This window comes from Collinsella acetigenes (assembly GCF_012844445.1).
GTDB classification, from domain to species: domain Bacteria; phylum Actinomycetota; class Coriobacteriia; order Coriobacteriales; family Coriobacteriaceae; genus Collinsella; species Collinsella acetigenes.
This window is the reverse complement of record NZ_JABBCP010000002.1, coordinates 289,538-310,419: the sequence shown is the minus strand read 5'-3', so window position 1 is coordinate 310,419 and position 20,882 is coordinate 289,538. Positions and strand designations below refer to the sequence as shown.

The following is a 20,882-nucleotide window of genomic DNA, read 5'->3' as shown; positions in this document are numbered from 1 at the left end:
GAGCAACTATTCTATGGTAGATTCGGAATGCGAATCGTCCTTCGCCGAAGTCTCTTCAAGTTGAGCGGCTTCGCGATCGGATAACTCAAAGGTATCCACCATCTCGACTGCCTTAGAGCCCAAAGCGATAGCCTCGTCAAAAAGATCGAGGCTATGCTCAAGAGAAGCGTCTTTTGCGCGCACAGCAGCGACGATATCGTCCATGCGCGCCATAACATCATCAAACGTATGGACTGTTGTCTCAGACATGGTTAGTCGTCCATATCCGTCGTATCGAGGACAATGGGATCATCGCTGTCGGCCTCATCGGCCGAATCCTCCACACGAGGAGTGAGGGCCGCGTCAAAGGCAGCATCGGCAGGCAGCTGAGTTTGGCGAGCGATACGACCGAGAACGCCGTTGACGAACTTAGCAGACTCATCGGTTCCGTACGCCTTGGCAATCTCCACTGCCTCATTGATCACGACAGCAGCATCCAGGCGATCGCTCGGATTGGCACAGCGAAGTTCAAAAACAGCGATGCGCAGCAAATTCCTGTCGGAAGCGGGCATGCGATTAAGATCCCAGTTCTTGGAGCACGCAACGAGAGCAGAATCGATCTCGTCGATATGCTCATATGCACCGCGAGCAAGCTCAATGGCATAATCGTCCAAGGGACCCTTGGACAGAAGATAGTCGCCAGCGAGAACAGCATCAACGGGCTTATCGAGAGCCTCGGCTTGGAACAGAATCTGAAGAGCCTGGCTACGCGCAAGCGTACGGCCGCGATTGACTTTAGAGCTCAAAAGCTACTCCTTGGGGAATACCAGGTTGTCGATGCAAACATCGACAGCACAAACAGCAACGCCTACCTGCGCATCAATCGCCTTGGAAACGGCGACGCGCACAGCCTCGGCGAGCTTTTTAAACGGATAGCCAAAAAATACGGTCAGGCGGACGACGATATGGAGAGCGTCGTCTTCGACCGTAGCTTCGACCGCAGGAAGAGACGGAGAAGAAGTCTTGGACGAGAACATCGAAACAAGGTTTGCAGCAAGGTCGTTATTACCAACCGAGGCAACACCCTCAATGTCAGCAAGGGAACGAACGACTATTGTGGTCAGAACGTCCGGTGCAATAGCGATGCCATCAATCTTGATCTCTTGACTCATATGACTCACCCATTTCTAGCAAAAATACTCGGGCATATGCTCAGGAATGAAATCAGTGTACACGATTCCAGACGCAAACTGAGCGTTTCGCACAACATCCCGATGGAATGGAAGCGTTGTGGCGATTCCCTCGATCTCGCACTCATCAAGAGCGCGGCGGGCACGGGCAAGAGCCTGTGCACGGTCGGCACCCCAAACGATGATCTTGGCTACAAGAGAATCATACGTGGGCGGAATCGTATAGCCCTCATATACATGCGTCTCCACGCGCACGCCGGGTCCACCAGGCAAACGAAGGTGCTTGATGGTGCCAGGACAAGGCCTGAATCCATGCGCGGGATCCTCGGCATTAATACGGAACTCGAACGCGTGGCCGGAAGGCACCGTAATGCCCCCATCGGGAACCGTCATGGGCTCACCGGATGCGATACGCAGCTGCTCACACACAAGATCGGTACGCGTGATCTCCTCGGTCACCGGATGTTCCACTTGGATGCGGGTATTCATCTCCATAAAGTAGAAGCTGCCATCCTCATCGAGGAGAAACTCGATGGTACCGGCATTGACGTAGCCAACTTCACGCACAGCGGTAATGGCGACCTTGCACATCTGGGCGCGCTGCTCATCGGAAAGGGCCGGGCTCGGAGCCTCCTCAACAAGCTTTTGATGACGGCGCTGAACGGAACAGTCGCGCTCGCAAAGGGCGGCAGCATGACCAAAAGAATCGGCCAGAACCTGAATCTCAACGTGGCGAGGGCGCAAGATGAGCTTTTCGAGATACACCTCATCGTTGCCAAAAGCGACACGCGCTTCAGAACGGGCGGCGTCGAATTCCTTCTGAAGATCTGCCGGATCATGCACCTCGCGCATACCCTTGCCGCCGCCGCCAGCGGAGGCCTTGATGAGAACGGGATACCCGACAGCCTCCGCAAAGGCGCGCGCTTGCTCGACGGACTCAACGGGGCCGTCGCTGCCAGGAACGGTGGGGACACCTGCAGCCTTCATGGTCTGCTTGGCATTGCTCTTCTCGCCCATCGCATCGATAACCTCGGGGGCGGGACCTATGAACACCAGATCGTTGTCGGCACAGGCGCGTGCAAATTCGGCGTTCTCGGACAAAAAGCCATAACCGGGATGGACCGCTTCGCATCCACGCGAGACTGCAGCACCGATGATGCGAGCATAGTCGAGATAGCTCTTGGCGGAAGGAGCCGGTCCAATGCAAACGCGCTCGTCAGCCTCAAGGACAGCTGTAGTATTCGCATCCGCCTCGGAATACGCAATGCAGCTTTGCACGCCCAGATCTTTGCAAGCACGAACGATACGCAACGCAATCTCGCCGCGGTTGGCAATCAAAATCTTCTTGAACATCCGGATATCGGCCTTTCATGATACGAACAGGACGGAGCGAACAAAATACTATTTCGAAGTAATGGGCTCCAGATAGAACATCACCTGGCCGTACTCGACAGCATCGCCATTCTCGACGCATACCTCGCGAATCGTACCCATCTCGTCGGCAGCGATCTCGTTCATGAGCTTCATAGCTTCAACGATACACAAGGTGGAGCCAGCCATGACCTCATCGCCCACGGCAACAAAGTCGGGATCGTCGGGGCTAGGCGCCGAATAGAACGTGCCGACCATGGGACTCTTAACGGGCTTCCAACTCAAAGGACGCTTGGCGTCATCGGACTCGGACTGCTCGGCGGGAGCCTCAGCCGCAGCAGGAGCGGTAGGAGCGGCCTGTGCTGCTGCAAGATTCGCCGCAAGGGCAACCTCAGGCTTACGAACGGTGATTTCGCTTCCGGCATCCTTGATGCTGATCTCGCCGATCTTGCTCTCCTCAACAGCGCGAATAAGCTCGCGAATCTGATTCATATCCACGTAATCATCCTCCTTGGTCTGACTTGCGTCCTCGTCATGCAGGAACTCAACCGATTCGTTCGAGGGGTGCTTGGACAAAAAGGCCCTAGCCTCCACCGGGAACATTGCATACATCAAGACGTCTTCATCGCTATGCGCAAGCTCGCCGATCTCCTCGGCACACTGTGCGAAGGTCGGCGGTTCGTCGAGTGCCAACTCGTTTCCAATCGTGGCGAGGTCGACGTTTTCGCCAAAGACCTTACGCATAATCTCAGAGTTAAACGGCGCAGGAGCATGGCCATACGCACCAAGCAGATAGTCGCGCATCTCTTTGGATACGATGCTCCAGCGCTTGCCGGTAAGCACGTTCATGACAGCCTGGGTACCGACGATTTGGCTCATCGGAGTAACGAGCGGCGGGAAACCGACCTCGGCGCGAACGCGCGGAATTTCGGCCACGACATCTTCCAGACGGTCAGTCGCATGCTGGACCTCAAGCTGGCTCATGAGGTTGCTCATCATGCCGCCGGGAATCTGATGCTTATAGACCTGCATGTGAATAAGCGAAGAGACGCCGCGCTTATAGTGGCCGCGACGGCGCACCTCCTCCCAGTAGTTCGCGATCTCAAAGAGAAGGTTAAGATCGAATCCGGTATCGAAAGCAGATTCCTTGAAGGAAGCCGCGACCATCTCAACTGCAGGATGAGAATTGCCCGAAGCAAGCGGAGCAGAAGCCGTATCGACAATCGAGGCGCCTGCTTCGGCACCCTTGATAAAGCACGAAGGGGCCATGCCGCCAACATAGTGACTATGCAGATGGATCGGCACGTCAACAGCAGCACGCAAAGCATTCACAAGCTTCTCGGTGCGATACGGCGTGAGCAAGCCGGCCATATCTTTGATGCAGATGGTGTCTGCACCGAGCTCGGCAAGCTTGCAGGCATAGTCGACATAGGAATCAAGGGTATGAACCGGGCTGGTCGTGTAAGAAATGGCAGGCTCGAAATGCGCACCGCAGGCTTTTACGGCACGAGCGCAATCGCGCATGTTATCGATATCGTTCAAAGCGTCGAAGACACGGAAGACATCGATACCGTTCTTGTGCGCACAGGCAATGAAGCGGTCGACGACATCGGAGGAATAATGGCGATAGCCAACGAGGTTCTGACCGCGTACGAGCATCGCGAGCGGAGTCTTGGGCGTAGCGGCTTTTATCTGACGAAGACGGTCCCAAGGGTTCTCATCTAGAAACCTCAGGCACGAATCGAACGTGGCACCGCCCCACGCCTCGATGGCCCAATATCCAACTTCGTCCATCTTGGGCAAGATGGGAAGGATATCGCCGATAGTCATGCGCGTCGCCCAGAGCGACTGCTGTCCGTCACGGATGGTCGTGTCCATCACGCGGAGGCGTTTATCAGCCATGTGAACCCCAATCTACGTGCTCTCGGTATAAAAAGGGCGGGGTAAATTCCCCCGCCCGATGCGGAATCGATGTACGCCGAAATTAAACGCGGGAAACGAACTTGCCGTCGCGCGTATCGACCTTGATCCTCTCGCCCACGTTGAGATACATGGGAACCTGCACGACAGCACCGGTGTCGATAGTCGCGGGCTTGGAACCACCCTGAACGGTATCGCCCTTAAAGCCAGGATCGGTCTCGGTGATCTCGGCCTCGATGAACATGGGCGGATTAACACCCATGAGGTCCTCGTCTGCATACAGAAGCTGGCAAACGTCATTCTCGCGCAGCCACTTCGCGTTATCGCCGATGAAATCGGACGAGACGGGAATCTGATCGTAGGTCTCCATATTCATGAAGTAGTAGTTATCACCATCGTTGTAGAGATACTGCATCTCGGTAGTGGTGAGGGTAACGCTCTCGAACTTAGAGCCAGCGTTGCAGGTCTGCTCGACAACACGACCAGACTTGAGGTCCTTGGTCTTATAGCGAACGAACGCACCGCCCTTGCCCGGCTTGACATGCTGGAACTCGACGATAGTGCAGATCTTGTCCTTAATCTTAAGACCGAGGCCGTTCTTAAAATCGGCGGTGGTGATGCTAGCCATGATTACCTTTCTAACACTGAGCGACAAAGCGCTCCATACAGACAGTTTAAAAGTATACACGTTTCTTGGTTTCCCACGGTAAAGTACGCAAGGAAACACGACGTGTTGCAGGCTTGTTTCGACGTTAGCAGTCGATAACCTGAAGCTCGTGGGTGGACTTGGTGAACGGCTCGTACCCGTTCTCGGTCACCACACCGTAATCCTCAAGACGCACGCCACCGATGCCGGGCAGATAGACACCAGGCTCGATGGTGATGACGGAGCCGGCCTCGATGATATTCATCGAACGATTGAAGTTCGGCATCTCGTGGATGTCGATACCCACGCCGTGGCCAAGGCCGTGGTTATAGTAGTCGCCATAGCCGGCATCGCCGATGATCTTGCGCGAGAGTTTGAAGATGTCGTTGCCCTCGACGCCTGCGTGAACGGCTGCGGCACACTCCTCATGCGTACGGCGCACAAGCGCATACAGATCAAGCTGCTCGGGCGTGGGCTCACCTACTACCACGGTACGGGTCATATCGCTGCGATAATCGCAATAACCCGCACCGTAATCCATCAGCACGAAGTCGCCGCGCTGAACAACGCGATCGGATGACACGGCGTGCGGATTGGCCGTATTGGGACCAGAAGCCACGATAGAGCCAAATGCAAGGGAATCGGCGCCGTTGCTGAACATAAAGTTCTCGAGCTCAGTACGAATCTCCTTCTCGGTCAAGCCCGGCTTGATGAAGGTGAGCATGTGCTGGAAGGCGGCATCGGTGATCGACTGCGCATGGCGCATGAGAGCGATCTCCTCATCGTCCTTCACGGCGCGCATGCGCTGAAGGTCATGATGGAGCTGTGGCAGACTCGCCGTGATGGAGAGGTCCTCAAGGGCGCGCATGATTCCAAAGTAGAAGGAAATCTGCATGTCATCCTCGACGGCAATCACACGAGAGCGCGTATCGCGGGCGCGTTCGGCGACCCAACGGGGCATAGCGCCCTCATTCATGTCGAGCTTCCAGGGGGAATCGGCCGGGAGATTCTCCTGGAAGGTATTGAAGTAGCGCGAATCGGTATGGAAATAGCACTCGTCTGCCGTGATAAAGGTGACGTGCGGGAACTCAAAGGTATAGTCGAACGTACCCTTTGCGCCCGTGAGCCAACGAAGGTTAGCCTCGTCGCGAATGACCACGGCGTCGTAGCCGCGCTCCTCCATCATCTTGCGCACGCGCGCGATACGACCAAGAGGCCCGTTAAGCTTAGTATCCATCAACAATTACCTTTCCAAAACGAGGTTGAATTACCCATTGATCAAATCGACACGCGAGGAAAGATACGCCTTCGCGTGGCGTTCGAGCACATCATCGTCAACAGTTGCGAGGCGAATGGTGCCAGAAGCCTTGGGGATAGAGAGCATGAAACGGTTGGCGAGTCGATATGCTTCGCGTTTTAGCGCGGCGATAAAGACATCGGCATCCAAATCGAAAGCGATTTCCTCAATTCCCAAGTCATTCAAACGATCATCCTGATCAAAAACCGTATCCAAATCAAGGCCAAAGACCTCATGAGCAAGACGCGCCTCGAACCGCAAGCCTTCAGCAAGATACTGAGCGGGGGCAAACGAATCCCCAAGGCACGCCGCAAGCGCACGAGCCGTGGGCTGGCCGTAATTGAAAGCCTTGCGCGCAGAAGGATTAGATGCCTTGAGAACACCGCTCCAAGCGGTTTGAGCCATGCCGAGCATATCGATATAGGCAACCTCTTCGCCCGCAAGATAACCGGGGATCTTCTTGGCGAAGTTCTCCCAAGAACGAGTAGATTCGGTCATTGCGGCTGCAATGAGGTAAACCAGGCCGAGCATTTTATCGTCGGCGCTCTGCCCCATCACCAGATCAAGGTCGCAAACCACAAGTGAAACATGAGGATGGAAAGAGACGAGCCCATGAGCCGAAGAAAGGCCGAGAGGGCGCATGCGCGTGGCGGCGAGGCACATGGCATCAAACGTCGTGGGCACATGGGCGCAGGCGCAACCGCCGCACCAGCTCATGGCAACATAATCGACGACCGATGCTACATTCATGCCTCCAACCGAAACGATAACGTCATCGCAGGTGAGCTGGGACTCGGCACAGAATTCTTGAATCCTCAGGGCGCAATCAACCGTGCAAACCGAATCATCGGCCGCAAGCTGCATTGTGTAGACTCGAAAGCCAGCATCAATCAAGCCGCGGTTAACAAGTGTAAAAGTCGAATCTGAAGTTCCAGCTTCGATGACGAGAACCGCGCGCTTAGGGGTGGTCACGACATTGGAGGCGAAACGCGAAAAATCACCAAGAGCGCCGCATCCGATTCGATAATCGCAACCAAAGCCGCCAAGGTTCACAAGCTGACGACGAATCATTACAACAACCCACTTTCTAGCAAGAGTTCGGCACATTCAAAGCCGACTTCCGAAAAGCTCTTTCCACGGATATCGAGCGTCAGATCGGCCGCCTGCTGATAGAGCGGTCTGCGATGTCGCAAAAGATCGGCGGCATGGGATTCTGAGCGAAAATCGGGACGCGTATCGCTTCTGCGTATCTGCCTCAACGAATCGTCGATGTCACCGTCAAGGTATACGCAATAGCCAAGCTCATGGATGAGTTCGATATTACACGGCGTCTCCACAATGCCGCCCCCGCAGGAAACAAGCAAGCTACGGCCCGTAGAAAGCGACTTCAAAACCTTGGTCTCGAGAATGCGAAACGCCGCTTCCCCATCGGACTCGAAAATCTGCGTAACGGTTTTACCTGCTCGGCGTTCCACCAAACGATCGGTGTCGACATAGCGCCGATTAAACATGTGCCCGAGGTTTCGAGCCAAGGTAGATTTTCCCGCGCCGAGGAATCCAACGAAGAAAATATGGTCGCAGCCTCGTTTTTCAAGCGATGGCATGCCAACTACTCCTCGCAGGGAACATGCGCAAGGGCACGGCGCTCGAAGATACGAAAGATTTGCGTGTACCAAAGGTCAACATGGGTCTGCGGCTTCACGAGAATGCTATCGACCCCGGCAAAATTACCGGCCCAGACATCCGTATAGAGCTGGTCACCAATCATAACCGCCTGCTCATGCGGCACCCCCATGCGATCAAGAGCACGGTGAATAGCGAAAGGGAGCGGCTTGCAGGCAAAACAGATTGCCGTCATGCCCAACTCACGACTGGAACGAGCGACTTGATTTTTATGCCAATTATTAGAGACCATATAAAGGGAGAACCCAAGTTCCCGCGCATGGTCAAGCCAGGCAGTAACCGATTCGGGAGCGCTTTTCATGTCGCGCGGCACCAGCGTGTTATCGCGATCGAGCATAATTGCGCGCTTCCCTTGAGCCCAAAGCTCATCGAGGTCTATGCGCTCGACGCGGGAAACGTATCGGGTGGGAGAAAACCAACTCATGATGATAGGGACTCCGAGTACTCTTGGCTGTCTTTTTCAAACTGTTCGTAATCAGAAGAGAATTTATGGGTGCCATCGCCTGCCGCCGAGGCAACATAATACAGATAGTCGGTTTTATCGGGATTAAGCGCAGCCTTGATCGAAGAGATACTCGGGCTGCAGATGGGTCCCGGAGTAAGACCGTAGTTCTTGTACACGTTGTAGGGCGAATCAATCTCAAGATCGCTATAGGTCACGGCCTGGTTCCCACCGCCGCGCGCATAGACGATAGCAGCGTCGATCTGAAGCGGCATGTCGGCGTCAAGACGATTGTAGATAACGCTCGCAATGGTCGGGCGTTCAGAATCGACAGCGGTCTCTCGCTCGATAAGAGATGCCATGGTCACAATCTGCTGAGCAGAAAGACCATTTGCACCCTTATCCAAGTTGAGAGATGCGGTCTCGGACACAAATTGATCGAGAAGTTTGCGAATGATGTCGTCTGCCGAAGGAGCACCCGTAAACGTATAGGTCTTCGGGTAGAGATAACCCTCGAGAGAATCGTTATATGCGCCCTCTAAGAACGGGTAGTCATCGGCATACTTCGATACCCTAGCTTGAGCGAGGAACTCATCTTTCGAAATCCCATAGACCGCTTCGACGCGTTCGGCGGTCTGCTCCAGCGTGAGCCCCTCCTGAATCGTGAGGACCGCACCGGAATTGGGACCCGCAACGAGCTGCCTTACGACATCGACAGCATCCATACCGGTCTTAAGCGTATAATCGCCGGGTTTGAGGGACATCTCGGCACCCTCTTTGGCGACGGCAGCATAATAGTCCTTTGGATTCTCGATAACATGATTCTTCGAAAGAATCGAGGCGATGTCATCGCCCGAAGCACCCTCGGGAATCGTGATGCTCACATCTTGGCCAGCCGCAACCGTCTGCTCCTGCTGAGGCGCAAACATCGATTTGACAGCTGGAACCACAAAGAAGTATGCGATGACAGCGATAGCCAAGAGAGAGACAATCGCTGCGATCACCGGAGTTTTTGAGCGACGTTGCTGCTGAGGACGACGACGTGCTGCGCTTCGAGAATGCGTAGCGCTCGAATAGGACGAAGGCGCATAAGGACGCGGCGAATGAACCCCACGGGATGCATGCGAAGCGCATCGCGCCTGAGGCGCCTGCCGATGCGCGGGCGCGACAGCACGACGAGTAGGCGTTGCCTTACGATGTCCATCGCGAGGAGAAGGTCCTTTAGGGGTGTTAGCCACGTTCATCCCTTTCTTGTCGAGAGTCGAGCCATGATTGCAAAAAGAGTGATGCGGCTATCATATCCACCTTGCCGCGCATCTGCTTTTCAGAAAGCCCCTGCTCTCGCAAGATGCGTTTCGCTTCAGCCGAACTCAAGCGCTCGTCTTCAAAGTATAAGGGAAGGTCGAGGGCATCGGCGATTTTTTGAGCCTGCGCCTCGACACGTTCGGCCTGCGGCCCGCGCTCCCCTGCCATAGTCATGGGACGTCCGGACACCAAGACATCGGGCTCATAGTCCTCCACGATATAGAGAAAGGACTTCGCAAGCCCGATGACCTCGGCAGCAGGAAGCACCTTGACCGGCGAGGCAACGCGGCCGCTACGGTCCGACACCGCAATGCCGATACGTGTCTCGCCGATATCAAGAGCCAGTGCAACCACGTTGATGCCTCTTAGGCGCCAAGCTCGGTACGAGCAAGATCGAGAGCGGCGGAAACGCCCTTTGCGTTTTTACCACCGGCCTGAGCCATATTGGGTCGACCGCCGCCACGGCCATCAACAGCAGGGGCAATCGTCTTGATCAGATTACCCGCATGGAAACCCGCGGCAACGGCATCTTCGGCAGCAGCAGCGAGCAGAGCAGGCGTGCCCTTCTCGGTAACCGTGGCGATAACGCAAGCGGCCTGGGAGCCGAACTTAGTATGAATGGTATCCCAAACGTTACGAAGGTCTGCAGCCTCAAGACCAGGGAGCTCGGCGACAACGAGCTTATAAGCACCCATATCGGCAGCAGCCCCGATTGCAGAACCAATCGCATCGGAGGAACCGCCGGTCAAAGCCTTCTTGAGCTTGGAGTTTGCCTCGCGAAGCTCCTGGCTCAGCATCTCAACGCGTGAAGGAACCTCCTCGGCACGGCACTTGAGCGTTGCGGCAGCCGAATCGACAAGAGCTGCACGACCGGAGAGGTATGCGACGGCGCCCTCGGAGGTTACAGCCTCGATACGGCGCACGTTCGAGCCGGTAGAGGACTCGTTGACAATCTTAAAGAAACCAAGCTCGGCAGTATTGCGAGCGTGCGTACCGCCGCAAAGCTCACGCGAGAACGGCTTATCTTCGGCGCCGACGGAAACAACGCGCACGACCTCACCGTACTTCTCACCAAACAGGGCGACAGCACCAGAAGCCTTCGCATCCTCGATATTCATCTCGACAGTGACGACCGGCTTGGCGGCAAAAATCTGCTCGTTAACAAGATCCTCGACACGCTTAAGCTGCTCGTCGCTGAGCGCCTCAAAGTGAGTGAAGTCGAAACGCAGGTGCTCGGGTGCAACAAGCGATCCGGCCTGGGAAACGTGATCGCCCAAAACAGCCTTTAGAGCAGCGTCAAGCAGGTGGGTTGCAGTGTGGTTGCGGCGAAGCAGTTCGCGACGATGAGCGCATACGGCAGCGCAAACGGTATCGCCCACGTGAATCTCGCCCGACACGACATGGGAGACGTGCGCATACAGACCGTTATGATTCTTAGTATCGGAAACTTCAAGATTGGCGGTGCCCGTCAACGAGCCCGCATCGCCCATCTGGCCGCCCATCTCGGCATAAAACGGCGTGCGGTCGAGAACGACCTCAACATCCTGGCCAGCAGCAGCCGAGTCAACCGAAACGCCGTCGGCTACAAGAGCGACAACGCGAGCGTCGTCGAGGGTGCAGTCATCATAACCGCAAAACTCAGTGACGGCACAGGTGTCGGAAAGCTCGACCCAGACATCGTTGAACGATCCCCAAGCGTCGCCCTTGACGGCCGCGCGAGCGCGGTCCTTCTGGGCAGCCATAGCGGCATCAAAGCCGTCCATGTCAACCTCATGGCCGGCGGAACGAGAAATCTCAACCGTCAGGTCAATGGGGAAACCAAAGGTATCGTGCAGCTTAAAAGCGGTCTCACCGTCAAGAACGGCACCGTCCTCAAGCTGAGAGAGAGCCTCGTCCAGATAAACACGACCGTTATCAAGCGTAGTGGAAAAACGCTCTTCCTCGGCAGCAACGATACCGCGCACAAGCGTAACGTTCTTCAAAAGCTCGGGATAGGCCTCGCCCATAAGCTCGTTCACGGCATCGATGAACTTGTTGAGGAAAGCCCCCTCGATACCAAGCAGACGACCATGGAAAACAGCGCGACGCAAAAGGCGACGAAGGACATACTCCCTGCCCTCGTTGCCGGGAAGAACGCCGTCGGAAATCATGAAATCAACCGCGCGAGCATGATCGGCGATGATGCGCAGCGAGCGCGATGCGCCCTCATAGCTCTCGGTATCATACGTCTTACCCGAGATTTTCTCGCCCAGTGCAATAAGGCCCTGCATAAGGTCGCCATCATAGTTAGCGCTCTTGTGCTGCATGATTGCGGCCATGCGCTCAAGACCCATACCGGTATCAAGGTTGCGATGCGGAAGCTCGGGCATAGAACCGTCTTCCTGACGATCAAACTGCGTAAACACAAGATTCCAGAACTCAAGGAAGCGATCGCAGTCGCAGCCAGGGGCGCAGTCGGGCTCGCCGCACCCTACTTCCTCGCCCTGATCAAAATAGATCTCGGAGCACGGGCCGCACGGACCGGTGGGGCCTGCCGCCCAGAAGTTGTCGTCCTCGCCTAGACGGGAAATATGATCCTCGGGAACGCCAAGCGAGCGCCAAATGTCATGGGTCTCGTCGTCATCGGTAAAGACAGTGAAATACAAGCGATCGAGCGGAAGCTTGAAGACGTCAGTGATGAGCTCGAAAGCCCAAGAGCATGCCTGCTCCTTGGAGACGCCGCCAAAAGAAAAATCACCAAGCATCTCAAAGAAGGAGAGGTGGCGGCCATCCTCGCCGATGACATCGATATCATTGGTGCGCACGCACTTCTGACAAGAGCAAGCACCAATCTCCTTCATGGTCTTCTTGCCCTGGTAATACTCCTTGAACTGGTTCATGCCCGCATTGGCAAGCAGCAAAGAGGGATCATCGGGCACCAAGCTCGAAGAAGGATAGAGCTTAAGCCCGCGCTCCTCAAAGAACTTGAGGAAAGCTGAGCGAATCTCAGCGGTGGTCATCTTAGGGAAGTCTACAGCCATGGTAAGAAAACTCCTCGGTCAGTAAAGGGCGCCGTCATCGGGCGCCTCTGTTCAAACAGAGTGATTGTAGCAGCTAACATGCAGTGTGTATGCCGTCGAAAAGCGACGGCGCGCAGCAAGGGTTAAATCGACACAGAGAACCGGAAAAGAGCGAGCAGAGACGGGAGAAACCGTTCTACTCGTCAGCATCGTCATTCTCAGGTGGCTCCACAGTGTCCCGCTCGTCCGCGCTGCCCTCAACATGGCTTTCATCCACGTGAGGCATACGGAAGATGCCTGTTTGCGAAGGCAGTACGCCTGTTTGCAATATAGAAAGCGCCGACCAGGGATTATCCAAGTCGGGGCGCGGCTTTGCCTGCGCGTCGGGCATGTGATCTTCCTTGATAATCTCGGAATCCGAAGCGAATTTATCGTCGCCCAGTGCATCGAACGCGGCGACCGGCATGCCCTCTTTATCAACAAAAGGCGTACCTTTGAAAAGGGCTCCATCGTAGGAGACGATCTGGCGATTCGTATCGTTCTCGAAATAAAAGATGAACAGTCCCTTCAGTGCCGCGCACAGGGGAATAGCAATCACCATGCCAAGCGGTCCCATAAGGGCGCTGCCCACGACAAGTGCCGCAAGGCTCATGGCGGGATGGACCTGCACGGCAGATTGCATCACCTTTGGCGAAACAACGTTATCGGTGATATTTTGCGCAACGACTGTCACCAGCAAGGTCCAAAGAGCCAGGAAGGGGTTGATGAAGAATGCCAAAATCGTCGATGCGGCAGCAGAAACCCAGGGACCGACAACGGGGACGAGATGCATGATGCCCGTCAGAACCCCCATGAGCGAGGCGTAAGGATGGCCGATAAGCAAAAAGCCCATGAAGGCAAGGAAGCCGCCAACGATCGACGTGATAACCATGCCGCGCATATAACCGCCAATAGAGCGAGAGAGGATGGCAACCATAAAACGGTAGCTCGTCTCCTTCTCCTCGCCCACGATGGTGCTGATCTCGCGATGGATGCGCGGATAGTCGCAAGCAAGCCAATAAGCGAGCACCAAGCCCAAAAAGATGACGAAAAACTGCGATGCAATAGCGGTAATGAAGGGGAGCATCCCCTTGCCAAGGTCACCGGCGATCTGCTTTCCGTATACCTGAACGATGTTTGCGAGCGAAGCGAAAACAGAATCGATATCTAGCGCCCAAGACCCTTGCGAGAAGGAGCGGAAGCGCTGCAGGGCAGAAGTGATAAGGGTACCGAACTCGCGTAGCTGTGCAGGCAAGTTGGACAAGATCTCCAAGCACTGCTCAAAGAACATGGGAACGACAACCATGACAACGCAGGCAATAATAGCGATGACTACGATTAAGCCGATAAGAGCACCCAAGCCGCGTGGAACGCCCCGATGTTCCAAGCCGTTGACGATAGGCGACTCGACAAAGGCAATAAGCGAGCCGACGGCCAAAAACTCGATAACGGGAGAAAGGACGCCCAAGACATTGAGAACCGTTGCGGCGATAACGATCGCACCCACAACGGACCAAATGCGAATGAGCGTCAAGCGGGCGGTGGGGAGCCGCAGTTCGGCAGCCTGACGACGTCGCGCAGAGGTATCCCGTGCCATTACTTCCCCATCACTCCTTCGGGGTCGATCTTATCCTGAACCTTCTTAAGGGTACGACGTAGCAGACGAGACACCTGTACTTGAGAAATCCCCAGTTCCTTGGCAATCTCGATCTGCGTCATCCCCTTGAGGAAACGCATCTCGATGATTTCTTTCTCACGGGGAGTAAAGTCACGCAGGGCCTCTTCCAAAATCAAGCGGTCGTCAGTGAAATCAAGCTCAGAATCTTCGGTGGCGTAGCGATCAAGAACGGAAGGGGCATCCTCGGAATCGGCTCCGCCGACGGGGGCCTCAAGCGGAACAGAGCTGTAAGCGCTAGAAGACTCCATGGCCTCGAGGACCTCGTCTACCGTGGCGCCAAGATATTCGGCGATCTCTTCGACCTTCGGAGAACGCTGAAGCTGTATGGTCAACGCATCGGTTGCCTGGTTCACCTTGGCAGAAAGCTCCTGAAGACGGCGCGGGACGCGCACGCTCCAGCCCTTATCCCTAAAGTGACGCTTGATTTCACCCAAAATGGTAGGGGTCGCATACGTTGTAAACTCAAGACCGCGATCGGGGTCGAAGCGATCGATAGCCTTGAGCAAACCCAAATAGCCAACCTGAATCAGATCGTCGAGGGGCTCACCGCGATTCTTGAATTTATTTGCAAGGAAGCGAACAAGATTCATATGGGACATGACAAGCTTCTCGCGAGCATCCGTGTCACCATCTTCCTTAAGACGGCGAAAGAGCTCACGGGTGCGCTCCTTATCCCATGCGACTTTGCCCGTAGAGGACTTTTCGGCCATTAAACATCCGCCTTCATATCGAGCACGAGACGAGTGGGATTGCTGAGCTTTTCATACGAATCGCAAACAGAGGTCAGAATAAGGTCAGCATACGTGGATGCAGAGTCATCGCCCTCAACAATCGATGCATCGCCCATATCGAAGGTCATGCCCACGTGCTGATCATCGGCATCAAAATCAACCGTTACCATTTGTCCTGGGATACAAGAGCACGCAAGAACAAATGCCTCCTCTGCCGCCATGCGAAGGTCCTCGACACGGTCTACCGACATGGAGGACAGGACAGCGATATTTGCAGCAGTCATGCGCACCAGGCGCGCGAGGGCGGGTGTCGCCTCAAGACGAAGGCTCACGCTATTCATGGTCATCCTCCGAACCAGCCGCTGCACCGTCGGCATCATAGGTGTAATAGGACTTGCAAGACGCCGCGGCATCGGGCATCTCATCTTGATGCTCATCCGTGTTCTCCACGGAGTTATCAGCATGCGAGCCGTCGACTCCGGCAGACTCAGTCAGGGTGCGATCATGCGAAACAGCCTCGCCGTGATGCTTCTTATTAAACAGTTTTTGCACCTTCTCGGACGCAGCGCCAGCGATGTTGGACATAGCGCCAGAGGCAGTCGAAACGCCGCCGGTAATTTGCGAGACATCGCGCAAGACGCCATTTACCTCGATCAGATCGGCAGAAAGGGCCTCGACCGCAATAGTCGAACGCTGGAGCAACGGCTCAATCTGCTGAATAGCGGGCTGGAGGTTCTCGACGGTCTCATCGAGCTTATTGATAACGGGACGCACATCATCGATCGTATCGTTAAGCTTTCCCACCGTCTTGTCGAGCGTGTCAACCGTTCCACGCGCACGGCGTAAAACGAGGGCGAGCTCAACCACAGCCCACACGCCGGCCACAATCAAAACGATAAGAGCGATCTGCATGGGATCCATCAATGCCTCCTGCAACAAACGGTCGTCAAAAAAGATATATCGATAGACAAGGATACCCCCGATGCGGGGACGCTAGACAAATGAGCATGGATTACCCGAAGCGAAAAGAAGCCTTCTACTCCGCCGAGTCCGAAACATCGGGTGCCAGACCAGTACGATCTCGCTCGCTCTGCTCAAAACGCCATTGCTCCCATCCCCTGCCGTCGGGTTTCCAAAACGCCCCTCGATCGAGTCCCTCGGGAAGATAGCGCTGATCGACCCAGCCCTCTGGGAAGTCATGGGGATACAGGTAAGGCCCATAGGAATCGGAACCGGGACGATGGCGATCGCGCAAATGAGAGGGCACCTCGCGAAGACCGCTCGAATGAACATCGGCCAAGGCAGCATCTATCGCCGCCTCACAAGCATTCGACTTGGGCGCAAGCGCCACATAGAGCGCAGCCTGTGCAAGGTTGATACGACACTCTGGATACCCAATGACCTCGGCAGACTTAAAAGCTGCCTCGGCAATCAAAAATGCTTGGGGGTCGGCGTTGCCCACGTCCTCGGATGCCTGGATCATAATGCGTCGTGCGATAAACTTGGGGTCCTCCCCCGCATCGATCATTCGCGCCAGCCAGTAGACCGTCGCGTCAGGATCGCTTCCGCGCATGGACTTAATGAAGGCCGAGATGATGTCATAGTGCATATCGCCGTCTTTATCGTAGGCAAAACCCCGACGCGGATTCGCGATTTTCACATCATCAACGGTAATGGGAATGGGATTCGAAGAGCCCTCCGCGCTGTCTTGTCCATGATCGGACGTAAGCGAAACCTCGCTTGCAAGCTCAAGCGTCGTGAGCGCCGAGCGCGCATCGCCCGCGGCAAGCATGCAGATCGCCTCGATAGCGTCGTCCGAAACGGCGAACGCGCCATCAAGGCCCTTAGGCGAGACGATGGCGTGACGAACAATGCGAGCGATGTCCTCATTACTGAGGTGTTCAAGCTCCACGACGCGCCCGCGCGAAAGAAGTGCAGAATTGACCTCAAAGTAGGGATTTTCCGTCGTGGCACCGATCATGACCACGGTACGGTCCTCAACTGCATGGAGCAAGGCGTCTTGCTGTGAACGAGAGAAGCGATGGATTTCATCGATAAACAAGATGGTACGCCGGTCATAGGTGAGCAAGCGGTGCTTAGCTTCCTCAATTTCGCGGCGTAGATCCTTGACCGAACCGGTGACGGCAGAGACCTCTACAAACTCGCTCCTCGTGTGTTTAGCGATAATATGCGCAAGCGTTGTCTTGCCCGTACCGGCCGGACCATACAAAATCACACTGGACAACACATCGTGCTCGATGGCGCGACGCAACCAGGAACCGGGGCCTACTGCCTTATCCTGACCGACATAGTCGTCCAGCGATTCCGGGCGCATCCGAACGGCGAGAGGCGCATGCTTAAGCGAGCGTTCCCGCTGGGCAGAAGAAAACAAAGTGTCCATAATCATTGCTCGTTAATATAGGTTCGACCAGGAAATTCAAGTTCGGGGAAGAGCTTGCAAGCAAGCTCAGTGAAGTAGCCATCCGTCATGCTCGCGATATAGTCCACAACCGTCTGGTTAAAGTCACTTTGCCAATCATAAGAGCGACCGTAATGAGACAAGGCGCGCTCGATGCGGGCGATATGGTGACGATATATATAGCTCGACTCGTCTCGGTGCAAAAGATCGGCAAGGAAATGCTCATACATGAGCTCGAATGCGCGCGTAAGCATCTCGGAACGTTCTTCCTCGACTCCCGCCGAAAGATAAATCTTGCTATAGTTCTCGGCTTTTGCGCGCGAAAGCTCACGGAAGAGCCCCTCGCTCATCTCGATATGATCCTTGCCATAGCTGTTCTCGATAATATCGACCGAAGCGTGCGACAAAATCCAAGAATTATATAGGCTCCCAAATCCATCATCAAAAGCGTCTTCGTCCAACAGACCAGCCTCGATGGCATCTTGCCGGTCGCGTCCAACGTAGGCGATGATGTCGGAAATGCGCACAACACAGCCCTCGAGAGTCGCCGGACAAAGCGTCTTGATATAGCCGAAATCCTCGGTATAGCACGACTCCATGACGGAATCGAAGGCATCGAAAGAAGAAAGTCCCGACAGGCGAAACGCGCGCTGTTCGTACTCACCGTTATGCGTAAGGACGCCATCAAGCGTTTGAAGCGACACGTTGCGGCCAAAAAGCGTGTCAAGAACACGAACCGAATGAACATTATGGTAAAACGACCGCCCCGTATGGGCTTGCAGCAGCTCGTGTAAACGGCGCTCTCCTGCATGGCCAAATGGCGTATGGCCAAGGTCATGTCCAAGCGCTATAGCTTCGATAAGATCGCAGTTAAGGCCCAAAGCGGCGCCGATATCACGGGCAATGCGCGAAACGAGCTGTACATGTAGGCCACGGCGAGAAAGGTCATCGTTGCTGCGAAGGCTAAAGACCTGGGTTTTGCCGTTTAGGCGATTATAGGCAGGAAGATGGATGATCTTCTCGATATCACGCACGAACGGCGGACGAAAGATGGTAGAAGCATCCTGAGAACGAGGGAAACGCCGAATGACATCGCCATCATCGCAGCGGTACGGATTGACCCAACCGCTAGCACGGTTCTCCTCCATTTGCTCAAGCAGACTGTCACTGAGCGTCTCGGGCATGTCTAGAAGACGGGCATGCAAGCCCTGTGCAGAATCACCCATGAACCATCCCTTCGTTTGAACCATCATCGCATATCAAAGAATCAATGCACAGGATTCAAACAATATGAGGACCAAGACGAAAGACGGAACGAGAAACGGAAGGAAGGGAGCGTGCGTGCACGAACGGACCAAACAGAACAAGCAGAGAAATACGCATGCGACGCCGAGCGCTGTAAATGCGCACAGCGGGTGAATCAACAGCATGGAAAAGAATACCTTGATGTCCCCCATGCCAAAGCCAGCGTTGCCCCTCGCACGACGCCACAGGAGTTCGAACGTCACCAGCAGCAAAAGGAGCACCGCGACAAAAATGAGGCGATGAACGAATGCGCGTTCAGAAATCGAAAAGCCCACGAGCGCCGACGACGATAGGGCCAAAGCGAAGGCGAGAGCGTTAGGACAACGGTTCGTCCTGGCGTCACAGACAGCCGCCGCAGTCGCTAGACACAAATAGATGAAGAAAAAGATCAGCCGCAATGTCCCGACGGTCATCATGCCTGCATGCACCTTCCGACATACTCACAAAACTGCACGGTATGTACCCCGAAGACGCAGACAGAGACAGACGGGCCTTCAAAATACTACTGAGCACCTTCCATAACTTCGTCCAGCGTAACAGCAACCTCATGAGGCGTGGGGACCCAGTCAACCTTAAGAAACAAAGCAGCGACCGTAAGGGGAATGTAGGAAAACATGAACAGTGGAAACGTGAAGAGATTCGTGATGATACGCCACTTTTGTTTGCAATGAATATGACGGTACTCAACGACCGTCGTGAGCAGGCCCATCACAAAAAACGTTCCATACATGTAGAGAAGCGTCATGAGAATCGAACCGAAGCACATACCGAGTTCGCGATCGGTGGCCAAGAAGCCATGTGAAAGCGAGCCTACAAGCATGAACGTGCCATTTGCGAGAATAGAAATGAGCGTCAACAGCATGCCCGGAGCGATCGTCATCATGAGGTCGTAGGCAGCAAAACGCCTAAAGTGGACAATTGATTTGAGCAAATGTCCTCCATAGGTGAAAAAGACCTGATAAAAGCCCTTAGTCCAACGCATACGCTGCTTCCAGGACGCCGAGAACGTCACCGGCTGCTCATCGTAGAACTCTGCAGGCGCATACCCGATGCGAACACCGTGAACGGCGCAGAACGTGGAGAATTGAATATCCTCGGTCAGGGTGTGGAAATCCCAACCATGCATGCCCTCGACGATCTTGGAAGAAACCAGGTAGCCCGAGCCAGAAACGGCGCACGACGTCTTGCAGATCATGCGCGCGTTGTTAAGGAAGCGTGCCTCGCGCAAAAACCATGTTGCATACGCAGCGGAAATCCAAGAGCTTCCAAAATTCTTGGAGTTGCGGTAGCTCGTAAGCGCAAGATATCCCTGGTCAAAGGCATCGTTCATGATGCTCACGTAATTGGGTGAAAGAAGGTTGTCGGCATCAAAGATAAAAAATGCCTCATACGTATCGGGATACTCGCTGAGGATGCGGTCGAACCCATAGTCCATAACCCAGCTTTTACCCTTGCGCGCCAGGTCGTTTCGCTCGTAGACGATGGCGCCCGCGTCGCGTGCAGCCTGAGCGGTATTGTCGGTGCACGCATCCGCTACAACAAAAATATCGATGAGCTCGGAAGGGTAATCCTGCTGCTTGATAGACTTCACCAGGTTGGCGATAACGGGTTCCTCGTTGTGAGCCGCGATAAAGAACGCATAGCGGTGCTGCTTGCGGGCGGGAGGGAGCTTGACCTCGCCATGAAAAAGGCCGATGAGAAAGAAAACGACCTGGTAGAGGAAGCACAATCCAAATAGAGTGCCAACGATGAAGTTGAACGCGACAATGGGGGTCATACCAGAAAAATCAAAAGCCATCGAGAACCTCGAGATCATTCAAATAAAGACAAACAGCAAAGAGTCTAACGCAGGGCTCAGCGCAGATGGTGAAGCTTATG

The 20,882-nt window shown here is 54.9% G+C and carries 21 protein-coding genes; all 21 read right to left on the bottom strand.

Annotated features, from left to right (window positions below):
- Positions 1-6: 6 nt before the first annotated feature.
- The 21 genes from HF320_RS04320 to HF320_RS04220 all read right to left on the bottom strand — a co-directional run bounded on the left by HF320_RS04320 (position 7) and on the right by HF320_RS04220 (position 20,781).
- On the bottom strand, positions 7-249 hold the full coding sequence (locus HF320_RS04320) for an exodeoxyribonuclease VII small subunit (RefSeq protein WP_169277208.1): 243 nt from the start codon (positions 247-249) through the stop codon (positions 7-9).
- Positions 250-251: 2 nt separating this feature from the next.
- On the bottom strand, positions 252-785 hold the full coding sequence (nusB, locus tag HF320_RS04315) for a transcription antitermination factor NusB (protein WP_169277207.1): 534 nt from the start codon (positions 783-785) through the stop codon (positions 252-254).
- Positions 786-788: 3 nt separating this feature from the next.
- On the bottom strand, positions 789-1,151 hold the full coding sequence (locus HF320_RS04310) for an Asp23/Gls24 family envelope stress response protein (RefSeq protein ID WP_022387471.1): 363 nt from the start codon (positions 1,149-1,151) through the stop codon (positions 789-791).
- Between the two features lie 15 nt (positions 1,152-1,166).
- Positions 1,167-2,522, bottom strand: a complete 1,356-nt coding sequence (gene accC, locus HF320_RS04305; RefSeq protein ID WP_169277206.1) for an acetyl-CoA carboxylase biotin carboxylase subunit — start codon at positions 2,520-2,522, stop codon at positions 1,167-1,169.
- Between the two features lie 48 nt (positions 2,523-2,570).
- Positions 2,571-4,442 (bottom strand): acetyl-CoA carboxylase biotin carboxyl carrier protein, encoded by a 1,872-nt coding sequence (gene accB, locus HF320_RS04300; protein WP_211158946.1) that lies wholly within the window; start codon positions 4,440-4,442, stop codon positions 2,571-2,573.
- Positions 4,443-4,524: 82 nt separating this feature from the next.
- Positions 4,525-5,088: an elongation factor P gene (gene efp, locus HF320_RS04295; RefSeq protein ID WP_169277205.1), complete on the bottom strand. Its 564-nt coding sequence runs from the start codon at positions 5,086-5,088 to the stop codon at positions 4,525-4,527.
- A 124-nt stretch (positions 5,089-5,212) separates the two neighbouring features.
- On the bottom strand, positions 5,213-6,343 hold the full coding sequence (locus tag HF320_RS04290; RefSeq protein WP_169277204.1) for a M24 family metallopeptidase: 1,131 nt from the start codon (positions 6,341-6,343) through the stop codon (positions 5,213-5,215).
- A gap of 30 nt (positions 6,344-6,373) precedes the next feature.
- On the bottom strand, positions 6,374-7,474 hold the full coding sequence (locus tag HF320_RS04285) for a dehydroquinate synthase/iron-containing alcohol dehydrogenase family protein (RefSeq protein ID WP_169277203.1): 1,101 nt from the start codon (positions 7,472-7,474) through the stop codon (positions 6,374-6,376).
- Positions 7,474-8,007: a shikimate kinase gene (locus HF320_RS04280; protein ID WP_169277202.1), complete on the bottom strand. Its 534-nt coding sequence runs from the start codon at positions 8,005-8,007 to the stop codon at positions 7,474-7,476. Before HF320_RS04280 ends, HF320_RS04285 begins: the two co-directional genes overlap by 1 nt.
- A 5-nt stretch (positions 8,008-8,012) precedes the next feature.
- On the bottom strand, positions 8,013-8,510 hold the full coding sequence (locus HF320_RS04275; RefSeq protein ID WP_169277201.1) for a YqeG family HAD IIIA-type phosphatase: 498 nt from the start codon (positions 8,508-8,510) through the stop codon (positions 8,013-8,015).
- A complete protein-coding gene (gene mltG / locus HF320_RS04270; RefSeq protein ID WP_349290702.1) occupies positions 8,507-9,766 on the bottom strand; it encodes an endolytic transglycosylase MltG in 1,260 nt (419 codons plus the stop codon). The genes HF320_RS04275 and mltG overlap by 4 nt, the downstream gene beginning before the upstream one ends.
- Positions 9,759-10,187 carry a Holliday junction resolvase RuvX gene (gene ruvX, locus HF320_RS04265; RefSeq protein WP_138377573.1) on the bottom strand — a complete coding sequence of 143 codons (429 nt, stop codon included), beginning with the start codon at positions 10,185-10,187 and terminating at the stop codon, positions 9,759-9,761. Before ruvX ends, mltG begins: the two co-directional genes overlap by 8 nt.
- An 11-nt stretch (positions 10,188-10,198) precedes the next feature.
- Positions 10,199-12,853: an alanine--tRNA ligase gene (gene alaS / locus HF320_RS04260; RefSeq protein ID WP_169277199.1), complete on the bottom strand. Its 2,655-nt coding sequence runs from the start codon at positions 12,851-12,853 to the stop codon at positions 10,199-10,201.
- A 175-nt stretch (positions 12,854-13,028) separates the two neighbouring features.
- Complete coding sequence (locus HF320_RS04255) at positions 13,029-14,468, bottom strand: AI-2E family transporter (protein ID WP_169277198.1); 1,440 nt, start codon at positions 14,466-14,468, stop codon at positions 13,029-13,031.
- Entirely contained in the window at positions 14,468-15,259 is a 792-nt protein-coding gene (locus HF320_RS04250; RefSeq protein ID WP_169277197.1) for an RNA polymerase sigma factor SigF, read from the bottom strand. Before HF320_RS04250 ends, HF320_RS04255 begins: the two co-directional genes overlap by 1 nt.
- On the bottom strand, positions 15,259-15,621 hold the full coding sequence (locus HF320_RS04245; protein WP_211158945.1) for an ATP-binding protein: 363 nt from the start codon (positions 15,619-15,621) through the stop codon (positions 15,259-15,261). Before HF320_RS04245 ends, HF320_RS04250 begins: the two co-directional genes overlap by 1 nt.
- Positions 15,614-16,201: a hypothetical protein gene (locus tag HF320_RS04240; protein WP_169277195.1), complete on the bottom strand. Its 588-nt coding sequence runs from the start codon at positions 16,199-16,201 to the stop codon at positions 15,614-15,616. The genes HF320_RS04245 and HF320_RS04240 overlap by 8 nt, the downstream gene beginning before the upstream one ends.
- 115 nt (positions 16,202-16,316) lie before the next feature.
- Positions 16,317-17,681, bottom strand: a complete 1,365-nt coding sequence (locus tag HF320_RS04235) for a replication-associated recombination protein A (protein ID WP_169277194.1) — start codon at positions 17,679-17,681, stop codon at positions 16,317-16,319.
- Positions 17,682-17,683: 2 nt separating this feature from the next.
- Positions 17,684-18,925, bottom strand: a complete 1,242-nt coding sequence (locus HF320_RS04230) for a deoxyguanosinetriphosphate triphosphohydrolase family protein (RefSeq protein WP_169277193.1) — start codon at positions 18,923-18,925, stop codon at positions 17,684-17,686.
- A 33-nt stretch (positions 18,926-18,958) separates the two neighbouring features.
- Positions 18,959-19,420 (bottom strand): hypothetical protein, encoded by a 462-nt coding sequence (locus tag HF320_RS04225; RefSeq protein ID WP_169277192.1) that lies wholly within the window; start codon positions 19,418-19,420, stop codon positions 18,959-18,961.
- Positions 19,421-19,506: 86 nt separating this feature from the next.
- Positions 19,507-20,781, bottom strand: coding sequence for a glycosyltransferase family 2 protein (locus HF320_RS04220; RefSeq protein ID WP_075844114.1), 1,275 nt, complete (start codon positions 20,779-20,781; stop codon positions 19,507-19,509).
- Positions 20,782-20,882: the final 101 nt, after the last annotated feature.

Bases quoted from the DNA above. Each gene is read 5' to 3' on its own strand.
- HF320_RS04320 (WP_169277208.1), bottom strand. From the start codon at position 249: ATGTCTGAGACAACAGTCCATACGTTTGATGATGTTATGGCGCGCATG.
- HF320_RS04310 (WP_022387471.1), bottom strand. From the start codon at position 1,151: ATGAGTCAAGAGATCAAGATTGATGGCATCGCTATTGCACCGGACGTT.
- accC (WP_169277206.1), bottom strand. From the start codon at position 2,522: ATGTTCAAGAAGATTTTGATTGCCAACCGCGGCGAGATTGCGTTGCGT.
- accB (WP_211158946.1), bottom strand. From the start codon at position 4,442: ATGGCTGATAAACGCCTCCGCGTGATGGACACGACCATCCGTGACGGA.
- efp (WP_169277205.1), bottom strand. From the start codon at position 5,088: ATGGCTAGCATCACCACCGCCGATTTTAAGAACGGCCTCGGTCTTAAG.
- HF320_RS04290 (WP_169277204.1), bottom strand. From the start codon at position 6,343: ATGGATACTAAGCTTAACGGGCCTCTTGGTCGTATCGCGCGCGTGCGC.
- HF320_RS04285 (WP_169277203.1), bottom strand. From the start codon at position 7,474: ATGATTCGTCGTCAGCTTGTGAACCTTGGCGGCTTTGGTTGCGATTAT.
- HF320_RS04280 (WP_169277202.1), bottom strand. From the start codon at position 8,007: ATGCCATCGCTTGAAAAACGAGGCTGCGACCATATTTTCTTCGTTGGA.
- HF320_RS04275 (WP_169277201.1), bottom strand. From the start codon at position 8,510: ATGAGTTGGTTTTCTCCCACCCGATACGTTTCCCGCGTCGAGCGCATA.
- alaS (WP_169277199.1), bottom strand. From the start codon at position 12,853: ATGGCTGTAGACTTCCCTAAGATGACCACCGCTGAGATTCGCTCAGCT.
- HF320_RS04255 (WP_169277198.1), bottom strand. From the start codon at position 14,468: ATGGCACGGGATACCTCTGCGCGACGTCGTCAGGCTGCCGAACTGCGG.
- HF320_RS04250 (WP_169277197.1), bottom strand. From the start codon at position 15,259: ATGGCCGAAAAGTCCTCTACGGGCAAAGTCGCATGGGATAAGGAGCGC.
- HF320_RS04245 (WP_211158945.1), bottom strand. From the start codon at position 15,621: ATGAATAGCGTGAGCCTTCGTCTTGAGGCGACACCCGCCCTCGCGCGC.
- HF320_RS04240 (WP_169277195.1), bottom strand. From the start codon at position 16,201: ATGGATCCCATGCAGATCGCTCTTATCGTTTTGATTGTGGCCGGCGTG.
- HF320_RS04235 (WP_169277194.1), bottom strand. From the start codon at position 17,681: ATGGACACTTTGTTTTCTTCTGCCCAGCGGGAACGCTCGCTTAAGCAT.
- HF320_RS04230 (WP_169277193.1), bottom strand. From the start codon at position 18,925: ATGGGTGATTCTGCACAGGGCTTGCATGCCCGTCTTCTAGACATGCCC.
- HF320_RS04225 (WP_169277192.1), bottom strand. From the start codon at position 19,420: ATGATGACCGTCGGGACATTGCGGCTGATCTTTTTCTTCATCTATTTG.
- HF320_RS04220 (WP_075844114.1), bottom strand. From the start codon at position 20,781: ATGACCCCCATTGTCGCGTTCAACTTCATCGTTGGCACTCTATTTGGA.